Genomic DNA, 11633 nt, shown 5'->3' on the forward strand with positions numbered 1-11633 from the left:
GCTTGCTGACAACAGCCTAGGGAGCAGCCCGTTGCCAAAGCAAGGAAAACCGGTGCTGCGGCGCAGTATTTTGCAGCGCAAGAATATTACCGGCTGTTGCGGTAGGATGTTCATTTTAATGCGTTTTATCCGCAGCCTTGCGGGGACTTTGCGCGCCGTTTGCGAAAGAGTTTCAACAAAACGGATATAATACAGCGCTGCTGCGCTGGTTCGGGCGGGTAATCGGCGCGCAGATCGCTCTTTCGCCCCGCCGCGTCAATAAGATAGCGTGGCGGCATGACAAGCTCTCCCCGATTCATTCACCTGCGCACCCATACCGAATACTCTCTGCTGGAAGGCGCCGTGCGGCTGAAAAAGCTGCCGGACCTGTGCAAGAAGCACGAAATGCCGGCGATTGCGGTGACGGACACCAACAACCTGTTTTCGGCACTGGAGTTTTCGGTGTCGGCCAGCGGTGCCGGGGTGCAGCCGATCATCGGCTGCCAGGTGGACCTGCGGTTCACCGAACCGGCGCCGGGAGAGCGGCCCAAGCCGCCTGCGCCGCTGGTGCTGCTGGCGCAGAGCGAGGCGGGTTATGAGCATCTGATGAAGCTGAACTCCTGCCTCTATCTGCGGCAGGGGGGCGAGCTGCCGCATGTGACGCTGGAAGAGCTGGAAGAAAACGCGGGCGACGTGATCTGCCTGAGCGGCGGGCCGGACGGGCCGGTGGGGCGGCTGCTGCAGCAGGGCCAGCGGCCGGCAGCGGAAGAGCTGATGCGGCGGCTGAAGGCGATTTTCCCGAACCGGCTGTATGTGGAACTGCAGCGCCACCCCGGCGAATACGGCCAGCCGGAGGCGGAGAAGCTGACCGAGCGGGGCCACGTGGAGATGGCCTATGCCATGGAGCTGCCGCTGGTCGCCACCAATGACGTCTATTTCCCCAACACGGAAATGTTCGAGGCGCATGACGCGATGATCTGCATCGCCGAAGGCGCATACGTCGATCAGGTGGAGCCGCGCCGGCGGTTGACCGCGCAGCATTACTTCAAGAGCCAGGAAGAGATGGTTGCGCTGTTCGCCGACCTTCCGGAGGCGGTCGAGAACACGGTGGAGATTGCCAAGCGCTGCGCCTTCATGGCGTACCGGCGCGACCCGATTCTGCCCAAGTTCGCCGATGACGAGGTGGCCGAGTTGCGCCGCATCGCCAACGAGGGCCTGCAGAAGCGGCTGGCGGTAATTCCGCATGCGGTGAGCGTGGAGGAATACCAGGAGCGGCTCGATTTCGAACTGGGGATCATCGAGGGCATGGGGTTCCCCGGCTACTTCCTGATCGTTGCCGACTTTATCCAATGGGCCAAGGACCACGACATCCCGGTGGGGCCGGGGCGGGGCTCGGGTGCGGGCTCTCTGGTGGCCTATGCGCTGACGATTACCGACCTTGACCCGCTGCGCTACTCGCTGCTGTTCGAACGCTTTCTGAACCCGGAACGGGTGTCGATGCCCGACTTCGACATCGACTTCTGCATGGATCGCCGCGAAGAGGTGATCAAATACGTGCAGGAGAAATACGGCCGCGACAAGGTGGGGCAGATCATCACCTTCGGCGCGCTCCTGTCCAAGGCGGCGGTGCGCGACATGGGGCGGGTGCTGCAGATGCCCTATGGCCAGGTGGACCGGCTGTCCAAGCTGATCCCGGTCGAGGGCGTGAAGCCGATGTCCATCGCCGACGCGCTGAAGGAAGAGCCGCGGCTGAGCGAGGAGGCGCGCAACGAGCCGGTGGTGGACCGGCTTTTGACCTATGGTCAGCAAGTTGAGGGGCTGCTGCGCTCTGCCGGCACTCACGCGGCGGGCGTGGTGATCGGGGACCGGCCGCTGGATGCGCTGGTGCCGCTCTACCGCGATCCGCGCTCTGACATGCCGGCCACCCAGTTCAACATGAAATGGGTGGAGCAGGCCGGGCTGGTGAAGTTCGACTTCCTCGGCCTCAAGACCCTGACGGTGATCCAGAACGCGATGGATCTGATCTTCCAATCGGGGCGGGACCTGCATATCGCCGCCGATGGCACCCAGCTTTATGATCCGCCGGAAGGCGCCGAGAACCAGATCAACGCCATTCCGCTGGACGACAAGGTCACCTATGACCTTTATTCCCGGGCCAAGACGGTAGCGGTGTTCCAGGTGGAATCCACCGGCATGATGGACGCGCTGAAGCGCATGAAACCCACCTGCATCGAGGATATCGTGGCGCTGGTGGCGCTGTACCGTCCCGGCCCGATGGAGAACATCCCGGTTTACTGCGAGGTGAAGAACGGCCAGCGCGAGATCACCTCTGTGCATCCGCTGATCGACCATATCCTGGAGGAGACCCAGGGCATCATCGTCTATCAGGAACAGGTGATGCAGATCGCCCAGGTGATGGCGAACTACACCCTTGGCGGCGCCGACCTGCTGCGCCGGGCGATGGGTAAGAAGATCAAGGAGGCGATGGACGCCGAGCGCCCGAAGTTCGAGAAGGGCGCGGCGGAGAACGGGGTCGACAAAAAGAAGGCGAGCGAGGTTTTCGACCTTCTGGAGAAATTCGCCAACTACGGCTTCAACAAATCGCACGCGGCGGCCTATGCGGTGGTGTCGTATCAGACCGGCTGGCTGAAGGCGAACCACCCTGTGGAGTTCATGGCCGGCGTCATGAACTGCGATATCCATCTGACGGACAAGCTGGCGATCTACTTCGAGGAAGTGAAGAAGGGGCTGGGGCTGAAATATGTGCCGCCCTGCATTAACCGGTCGCTGGCGACCTTCAACGTGGTCAACGGGGAGCTGGTCTATGCGCTGGGCGCGCTGAAGAACGTCGGCCTGGACGTGATGCGGCTGGTGGCCGAGGCGCGCAACGAGGACGGCCGCGAACGGCCCTTTGTCAACGTCTTCGACTTTGCCCGCCGGGTGAACCTGAAGAAGGTCGGCAAGCGGCCCTTGGAGATGCTGGCGCGGGCCGGGGCCTTTGACCAGCTGGACAGCAACCGCCGCCGGGTGTTCGAGAGCCTGGGCGCGCTGGTCGATTATTCTGCCGCGGTGCATGACCAGAGGAATTCCAGCCAGGTGTCGCTGTTCGGCGAGGCGGGCGAGGACCTGCCGGAGCCGCGGCTGCCCAATGTGCCGGACTGGCTGCCGGCGGAACGCCTGAGCGAGGAGTTCAAGGCGATCGGCTTTTACCTGTCCGGCCACCCGCTGGATGATTACATGCCGGCGCTGAAGCGCAAGGACGTGATGACGCTGGACGAGGTCACCGCCAAGGCCGAGCGCGGGCCGTTCATGGCCAAGATGGCCGGTGTTGTGGCCGGGCGGCAGGAAAGGAAGTCAGCGCGCGGCAACCGCTTTGCCTTTGCACAGCTGTCGGACCCTTCGGGGGCGTTTGAGGTGACGCTGTTTTCCGAGGTGCTGGAGAAGAGCCGCGAGTACCTGGAGACCGGCGCCAAGGTGGTGATCACCGCCGAGGCGACGATGGAGAGCGACCAGCTGAAGCTGCTGGTGCGTTCGGTCGGGCCAGTGGACAGCGCCATTGCCGATGCCGGACGCAGCAGTTTGCGGGTTTATCTCAGCGACGCCGCCGCGGTCGGCACCGTGGCGCAGGTGCTGGAGGACGCCAAGGCGGCGGCCCGTAACGCCGCGCGGGGCGAGGTCTACATGTATTTGCAGGACCCGGGCCTGCCCGGCGATGTGGAGATGGACCTGGGCCAGCCTTTCCCGATCAACCCGCAGATCAAGGGCGCGCTGAAGTCGCTGGACGGGGTGATGGATGTGGAGGAGATCTGAGGGCGAAACTGCCGGAAAATTCGGAAGCTCCCTAAGCGGTGCGCCGGGGCGGGATCACTTCCAGTCCAGCTTGGCACCGCTGAGGCAGACGGGCAATGTGTCAGGCGGCATCTGGCCCAGGCCCTCGAAAAGCTTGATGTAATTCAAGCTGGAATGGATTGCGGTGATCTGACCGTTATCCACCTTGAAGATCATCTGGCCGTCGAAATCGAACGGCGGTCGGTGAGGGTGGCTGGTCACATGCACGTCGAAACAGGTGATCACCCAGGGGCCGGCCTCCTCAAAGACGCCAAAGGTGAACTCCGGTGCGCCGCCCAGAAGCGCCTTCATGGTGGTGACAAAATCCGAGGCGATGAACTGCTGTCCCATCAGGCTCGACACCGGGCCGGTGGCCTGGGTGTCTTTTGTGAACATCTCCTCAAGAATGCCGTTGTTGTCGCGGTACCAGACCTCTTCGAACCAAAAGCGTACCAGTTCTGCGTTACTTGTCACTGTCGGTTTCCAATTCCGTGCGGGTTTCAAACGCATTCATACAGGCGCAACCTTCAGCCAAGGTTAACTCTGCCGGCGTGTCAGCTGTTTTGCGGCCGGGGCAGGCATCAGTAATGCGGCGGGCGTTCGTCGGCGAAGACCACGCCGCCGCCGCCCTCCTGCTCGCGGGTGGCTTCGCGCTGCATCAGCATGGCGACGCGGCGGGTCAGCAGATCGATCTCCTGCTGCTGGCGGGCGATCACGTCGCTCATCTCCTCCACGCTGCGGGTCAAATGGGCGATTTGCTCTTCCAGATGCTGCATGGTTCGGGCCTTTGATTGCGGATGCGTTTAGATAGGCGCTTTGGCGGGGCGCGTCCATCATCAAGCCGCACGCATATTGAAGTTGAGAATTTCGGGCAAAAGGAAGCAGGTGTCAGGCCCTGCGCAGCCTTGCCGCGCGGGGCGGCATCCGCTAGACCGCCGGGCGAGTGAAACCGCTACCCGTGAGGAGGCCTCAGATGGCCAAAGTGAAGAAACAGCCCCGCCCCAAGGCGCAGACGCCGAAGGGGTTCCGTGACTATTTCGGTGCGGAGGTGACCCAGCGCAGCGAGATGCTGCGGGCCATCGCGGGTGTGTATCATCATTACGGGTTTGAGGCGCTGGAGTCCTCGGCGGTGGAAACCGTCGAAGCGTTGGGCAAATTCCTGCCCGACGTGGACCGTCCCAACGAGGGCGTGTTTGCCTGGCAGGAGACCGAGGACGACGGCAACGGCGACTGGATGGCGCTGCGCTATGACCTGACGGCGCCGCTGGCGCGGGTTTACGCGCAGCACCGCAACGATCTGCCGACCCCCTACCGCCGCTATGCGATGGGGCCGGTCTGGCGCAACGAGAAGCCGGGTCCGGGCCGCTTCCGCCAGTTCTATCAGTGTGATGCCGATACTGTCGGCACCGCCTCGATGGCCGCCGATGCCGAGATCTGCGCGATGCTGTCGGACACGCTGGAAACCGTCGGCATTCCGCGCGGCGACTATCTGGTGCGGGTCAACAACCGCAAGGTACTGAACGGCGTGCTGGAGACCATGGGCCTTGCGGAGGGCGACGGTAAGCGCGATGACGTGCTGCGCACCATCGACAAGTTCGACAAGGTGGGCGAGGCCGGCGTGCGCGAGCTGCTGACCAAGGGTCGTCTGGATGCCTCCGGCGCCTTCATTGACGGGGTTGGCCTGTCGGACGATCAGGCGGCGCCGGTGCTGGCGTTCCTGACCTCCAAGGCGGCGGATGCGCCGGGTACCATCGCCAACCTGCGCGCTGCCGTAGGCGACAGCAAGACCGGCCAGGACGGCATTGCCGAGCTGGAGCAAATCGGCGAGCTGCTGGCCGCGGGCGGTTACGGCAAGGACCGGATCGAGATCGACCCCTCGGTCGTGCGTGGGCTTGGCTACTATACCGGGCCAGTGTTCGAAGCAGAGCTGACCTTCGAGATCCTTGACGAGAAGGGCCGCAAGCGGCAGTTCGGCTCGGTCTCGGGCGGCGGCCGCTATGACGGGCTGGTCAAGCGCTTCACCGGGCAGGAAGTGCCTGCGGTGGGTGTCTCCGTCGGCGTCGACCGGCTGCTGGCGGCGCTGCATGCCAAGGGACGTCTGACGGCAGAGGCCGCCGGGCCGGTCGTTGTCACCGTGATGGACCGCGACCGGATGGCGGACTACCAGGCTATGGTGGCGGAGCTGCGCAATGCGGGCATCCGGGCCGAGGTTTACCTGGGTAACCCCAAGAACTTCGGCAACCAGCTGAAGTATGCGGACAAGCGCAACTCCCCCGTCGCGGTGATCGAAGGCGGCGACGAGAAGGCCAATGGCGTGGTGCAGATCAAGGATCTGATCCTGGGCGCCAAGATCGCCGAGAACGCCACCTTGGAAGAGTGGAAGGAACGCCCCAGCCAGTTTGAAGTGCCGCGCGCAGACCTGGTGGCCAAGGTGCGTGAAATCCTGGACGGGCAGGGCTGAACATGGCGGTCCGTTCGCAAATACAGGCCCGTGCCGCAATGCTGCGGCTCCGCTTCGAAGCCGCGGGCGCGCAGGTGGTGGACACGCCGCTCCTGCAGCCCGCCGATACGCTGCTCGATCTCTACGGCGAGGACATCCGGGCGCGTGCCTATGTGACCTCTGACGCGCTGCGCGGCGAACAGATGCTGCGTCCGGACTTCACCGTGCCGGTGGTGGAGGCGCATATGCGCCACGGCGCCGAGCCTGCGCGCTATACCTATTCGGGCGAGGTGTTCCGCCGCCAGGAGCATTTCCCCGACCGGCCCAATGAATACCTGCAGGTCGGCTATGAGGTGTTCGAGCGCGACGATGCCGCGGCGGCGGATGCCGAGGTGTTCGCACTGTTCGCGCTGCAGGTGCGCGGGCTGCCGCTGCGGGCGGCGACCGGCGACATCGGCATCCTGATGGCTGCGGTCGAGGGGCTGAACACCACGGAGAAGCGCAAGGCGGCGCTGATGCGCCACATCTGGCGGCCGCGCCGGTTCCGCTCCCTGCTGGACCGCTTTGCCGGCCGCACCCCGATGCCGGAAAGCCGCCGCAAGCTGCTGTCGACCGAGGGCGATCTGACCGGCTCGGCGGTGGAACTGGGCAAGCGCCGCGCCGCGGAGGTGCAGGCGCGGGTGGAAGCGCTGCGCGCCGACGCCAAGGCGCCGCCGATTGCCGAGCATGAGCTGCTGGCGCTGGAGGCGCTGATGGCAGTGCGCGAGACCGTGCCGTTTGCAACCGAGCAGATGCGCGACATCGCGGTGGACCTGCCGCAGATCATTCCGGCGCTGGACCGGCTGGACGCGCGCACCGCGGCGATGAAGGCGCGCGGCGTGGATGTGGACAATCTCGATTTCGAGGCCTCCTACGGGCGCACCTCGATGGAGTATTATGACGGCTTTGTCTTTGGCTTCTACGCCGAGGCGCGCCCCGACCTGCCGCCGGTCGCCAGCGGCGGGCGCTATGACGCGCTGACCCGGCGCCTGGGGCAGGGCGAGGAGATCCCGGCGGTGGGCGGCGTGCTGCGCCCTGACCTGATGCTGCAGCTTGAGGAGGCGCGCAAATGACCCTGAAGCTGGGAGTGCCGTCCAAGGGGCGGCTGATGGAAAAGACCTTTGACTGGTTTGCCAAACGCGGCGTGACGCTGTCGCGCACCGGGTCCGACCGGGAATATGCCGGCGCTGTCGAAGGCGTGTCGAACATGGAGCTGGTGCTGTTGTCGGCGGGCGAGATCCCGCGCGAACTGGCCGCAGGGCGGATCCACCTGGGCGTGACCGGCACCGATCTGGTGCAGGAAAAGCTGCCGCGCTTCGAGCAGCAGGTGGAGGAGTTGGCGGAGCTGGGCTTCGGCCATGCCGATCTGGTGCTGGCGGTGCCGCAGTTCTGGATTGACGTGGACACGCTGGACGACCTCGATGCGGCGGCTTCGGCTTTCCGGGCGCAGCACGGCCACCGGCTGCGGATCGCCACCAAGTACCACCGGCTGGTGCGCGAGTTTCTGACCGATGCGGGTGTGGCGGATTACCAGCTGGTGGACAGCCAGGGCGCGACGGAAGGCACGGTGAAGAACGAGACCGCCGAAATGGTCGCCGACATCACCTCCACCGGTGAGACGCTGCGCGCCAACCACCTGAAGCTGCTGGCGGACGGCCTGGTGCTGAAATCGCAAGCGACCCTGTGGCGCAGCCGGGTGGCGAAATACGGCAGCGCCGACAAGGCGGCGCTGAACACGCTCTTGGACCTACTGGAACACCGCAAGTAAGCGCTGCAGCCCGCGCGTCCGCGCGGGCCATGCCCAACGCCTTCGAGGGCCTCTTCGATGCCCGCGAAGGGGGCGGGAGAGCTCACATTTTCCGGACGCATGCCGCCTGCGGGCGGGCCGGGCGCCGGGCTGATGCCCGGCGCTGGCGAGGCGTGCCGCGGGGGGGATGCGGACAGCCTCAGATCACTCCGATTTCCGCCAGCGCCTGTGACAGCTCGGGCGGCAGCGGTTCCTCCTGGCTCTTGCCAGCCGGCAGATCAGCGGGGGAGTCTTCGGTCTTCAGGTAACGCCAGCCCTGGAACGGGCGTTTCGGCGCGGTATTAGTGCGGTGCAGCTCCGGGTCCAGCACGATGGCGCAGCGGCGGATGCCGTCCTCGCCCGTCAGCTCATCCAGACGCAGGATCCGCTGGCGGCACTGGATCAGTCCCTTGATCACCCAATAGATCGAGCCGCCGTTCAGAATCTCCGCCGCGCGCTTGGGCCACATACGGGTGACGTGGCGGGGCAGGCCTTCCGGCAGCTCCCGGCGGCGCATCTCCTGCCAGACCATCAGGCTTTCGACGCTTTCGGTGCCAACCGAGAGCTTAACAAGGTTCACACGCTTATCCACAGCTTCCCCACAGAGTCGTCCAGAGCTTTGACCGTATATAGTAGTTTACGGATAGCCGACTTCAAGGTATTGTGTTTCTCCACGCATTCGCTGCAAGTAAGCCTTAACAAAAAACGGATTCGCCACGGTGCCCATAAGGCGCTGCCGCTGCGGAGCCGTTTTTCATCAAGACCGAACGACTCAAAGGACCGACACATGAGCCGCTTTGCCGCCCCCATCGCCGAGCAGATCTGGGATATGAAATACCGTTTCAAGCAGGCCGATGGCACGCCGATCGACGTGACCGTCGAGGACACCTGGCGGCGGATCGCGCGGGATCTGGCGCGGGCGGAAAAGAAACCGGACGTTTGGGAAGAAAAGTTCTTCGGCGCGCTGGAGGATTTCAAATACCTGCCCGCGGGCCGCATCACTGCAGGCGCAGGCACCGCGCGCCAGGTGACGCTGTTCAACTGCTTTGTGATGGGCACGGTGCCGGACAGCATGTCGGGCATCTTCGACATGCTGAAAGAGGCGGCGCTGACCATGCAGCAGGGCGGCGGCATCGGCTACGACTTCTCAACCATCCGGCCGCGCGGCGCCGATGTGAAGGGCGTGGCGGCGGATGCCTCCGGCCCGCTGAGCTTCATGGACGTCTGGGACGCGATGTGCCGCACCATCATGTCGGCCGGCAGCCGCCGTGGCGCGATGATGGCGACGATGCGCTGCGACCACCCGGATATCGAAGCCTTCATCACCGCCAAATCCGACCCGGCGCGCCTGCGCATGTTCAACATGTCGGTGCTGGTCACCGATGATTTCATGGAAGCGGTGAAGGCAGGCGGCTCCTGGGAACTGCAGTTCGACGGCAAGGTCTACCACACCGTCGAGGCGCGCGACCTGTGGAACAAGATCATGCAGGCGACCTATGACTATGCCGAGCCGGGTGTGATCTTCATCGACCGCATCAACAAGGCCAACAACCTCTCCTATGTCGAGAACATCTGCGCCACCAACCCCTGCGGCGAGCAGCCGCTGCCGCCCTATGGCGCCTGCCTCTTGGGCTCGATTAACATGGCGCGGCTGGTGGCCAATCCCTTCGAGAAGGGCGCGCATCTGGACCAGGCGGCAATGCAGGAACTGGTCGCCACCGCCGTCCGCATGATGGACAACGTGGTCGATGTGTCCAAATTCCCGCTGGACGCGCAGGCCGAAGAAGCCCGCAACAAGCGCCGGATCGGCCTCGGCGTCACCGGCCTGGCGGATGCGCTGCTGATGCTGGGGCTGGAGTACGGCACCGACGAGGCCGCGCGTCAGACCGACGAATGGCTGCACAGCATAGCCCGCGCCGCCTATCTGGCGTCGGTGGACCTGGCCAAGGAAAAGGGCGCTTTCCCGCTGTTCGACGCCGAGGCGTATCTGGCCTCCGGCAACATGCTGAACATGGATGACGACGTGCGCGAGGCCATCCGCGAGCACGGCATCCGCAACGCGCTGCTGACCTCGATCGCGCCGACCGGCACCATCTCGCTCTACGCGGGCAACGTGTCCTCGGGCATCGAGCCGGTATTTGCCTATGCCTACACCCGCAAGGTGCTGCAGAAGGACGGCAGCCGCACCGAGGAGGAAGTTGTGGATTACGCGGTGCAGATGTACCGCGAGAAATTCGGTGCGGACGCCGAACTGCCGGAGTATTTCGTCAACGCCCAGACGCTCTCGCCCGCGGCCCACGTCAAGATGCAGGCGGCGGCGCAGAAGTGGATCGACAGTTCGATTTCCAAGACCATCAACTGCCCCGAGGATATCTCCTTCGACGCCTTCAAGAACGTCTACATGCAGGCCTGGGATCAGGGCTGCAAGGGCTGCACCACCTACCGCCCCAACGACGTGACCGGCTCGGTCCTGTCGGTGAGTGAAAGCGCCGACACCGCCCCGGGCGAGACCGCCAAGGCGCCGCATGAAAGCGACAGCGCGGAAGTGGTCTACATGTCCGAGCCGCTGGACCGGCCGCAGTCGCTGGAGGGCCATACCTACAAGCTAAAGTGGCCGGATTCGGAGCATGCGATCTACCTGACCATCAACGATATCATCATCAACGGCCACCGCCGCCCGTTCGAGGTGTTCATCAACTCCAAGAACATGGAGCATTACGCCTGGACGCTGGCGCTGACCCGGATGATCTCGGCCGTGTTCCGCCGCGGCGGCGACGTGTCCTTTGTCGTCGAGGAGCTGAAAGCGGTGTTCGATCCGCGCGGCGGCGCCTGGGTGCAGGGCAAGTACATCCCGTCGATCCTGGCGGCGATCGGCGGTGTGATCGAAACGCACATGGTCAAGACCGGCTTCCTGGAAGGCGAGGGCATGGGCCTGAAGTCCGACCCGCAGGCGCAGGTGGTGAACCTGAACGCCCCGCGCGGCAAGGCCTGCCCGAGCTGCGGCCAGTTCGACATGCAGATGGTCGAAGGCTGCATGACTTGCCGCAGCTGCGGCCATTCGAAGTGCGGTTGATAGCGGCGCCAAAGCAGTAGTCAGAGAAAGCAAATGAATGCGCAAACGAAAGCATAAGTCTGCGCAAGGGGTGTCAAGGGGGTAAATGAATGCCCCTTCGGCCCTCAGCTCTGGCCACCTTTTTGAACTTATTGAGCTGGCGGAGCATTGCTCCTCCAGCTCTTTGTTTCTCGGCCGGGCCGTGTTCCACCCCCCAAACAAAGGGCATTTCGGAGCTTTTTGTCCGCGTTGAGGGCGACAGGCGTCGGTTGACGCAAGCGCAGGCTGGACCTGCGTGTCTCGATCGGAAAGCTAGCCTTCACCGAAGCGATTGAGGCGGCAGACGTCCGTCATTGAGCATGAGCGGCGCACCACGTTTATGATCAAGGCTGTGAACAGGCATGCAATTTTGACCCCGTAGCGGGGAAATCGGCGTCCAAAAATGACCCCCTTACACTGATGTGAATCATGCCCCCGAGGTTATCGGGGAGCACAGATTGGGATGTTGG

General features: G+C 64.2%; 8 protein-coding genes. 5 read left to right on the forward strand and 3 right to left on the reverse strand.

What is annotated here, in order from left to right; translation table 11 throughout:
• Positions 1-276: 276 nt before the first annotated feature.
• Entirely contained in the window at positions 277-3789 is a 3513-nt protein-coding gene (dnaE, locus tag KUV26_RS14865) for a DNA polymerase III subunit alpha (RefSeq protein WP_222508901.1), read from the forward strand.
• 54 nt (positions 3790-3843) lie between these two features.
• On the opposite strand, the gene KUV26_RS14870 is transcribed toward dnaE, so the two are convergent.
• Positions 3844-4281: a nuclear transport factor 2 family protein gene (locus tag KUV26_RS14870; RefSeq protein WP_222508902.1), complete on the reverse strand. Its 438-nt coding sequence runs from the start codon at positions 4279-4281 to the stop codon at positions 3844-3846.
• A 107-nt stretch (positions 4282-4388) separates the two neighbouring features.
• Positions 4389-4583 carry a SlyX family protein gene (locus tag KUV26_RS14875; protein WP_222505047.1) on the reverse strand — a complete coding sequence of 65 codons (195 nt, stop codon included), beginning with the start codon at positions 4581-4583 and terminating at the stop codon, positions 4389-4391.
• A gap of 197 nt (positions 4584-4780) precedes the next feature.
• Between KUV26_RS14875 and hisS the strand changes: the two genes are divergently transcribed.
• From hisS to hisG, 3 genes are read left to right on the forward strand one after another with little or no spacing between them, the layout of a single operon-like run.
• Complete coding sequence (gene hisS, locus KUV26_RS14880; protein ID WP_222508903.1) at positions 4781-6268, forward strand: histidine--tRNA ligase; 1488 nt, start codon at positions 4781-4783, stop codon at positions 6266-6268.
• A 2-nt stretch (positions 6269-6270) separates the two neighbouring features.
• Complete coding sequence (locus tag KUV26_RS14885; RefSeq protein WP_222508904.1) at positions 6271-7359, forward strand: ATP phosphoribosyltransferase regulatory subunit; 1089 nt, start codon at positions 6271-6273, stop codon at positions 7357-7359.
• The gene (gene hisG / locus KUV26_RS14890) at positions 7356-8054 is read left to right on the forward strand and encodes an ATP phosphoribosyltransferase (protein WP_222508905.1); all 699 of its coding nucleotides are present in this window, start codon (positions 7356-7358) and stop codon (positions 8052-8054) included. Before KUV26_RS14885 ends, hisG begins: the two co-directional genes overlap by 4 nt.
• Positions 8055-8232: 178 nt before the next feature.
• On the opposite strand, the gene KUV26_RS14895 is transcribed toward hisG, so the two are convergent.
• Positions 8233-8664: a DUF1489 family protein gene (locus KUV26_RS14895; protein WP_222508906.1), complete on the reverse strand. Its 432-nt coding sequence runs from the start codon at positions 8662-8664 to the stop codon at positions 8233-8235.
• A gap of 195 nt (positions 8665-8859) precedes the next feature.
• Between KUV26_RS14895 and KUV26_RS14900 the strand changes: the two genes are divergently transcribed.
• The gene (locus tag KUV26_RS14900; protein ID WP_222508907.1) at positions 8860-11145 is read left to right on the forward strand and encodes an adenosylcobalamin-dependent ribonucleoside-diphosphate reductase; all 2286 of its coding nucleotides are present in this window, start codon (positions 8860-8862) and stop codon (positions 11143-11145) included.
• Positions 11146-11633: the final 488 nt, after the last annotated feature.

Source organism: Leisingera daeponensis (assembly GCF_019801465.1).
GTDB classification, from domain to species: Bacteria; Pseudomonadota; Alphaproteobacteria; order Rhodobacterales; family Rhodobacteraceae; genus Leisingera; species Leisingera daeponensis_A.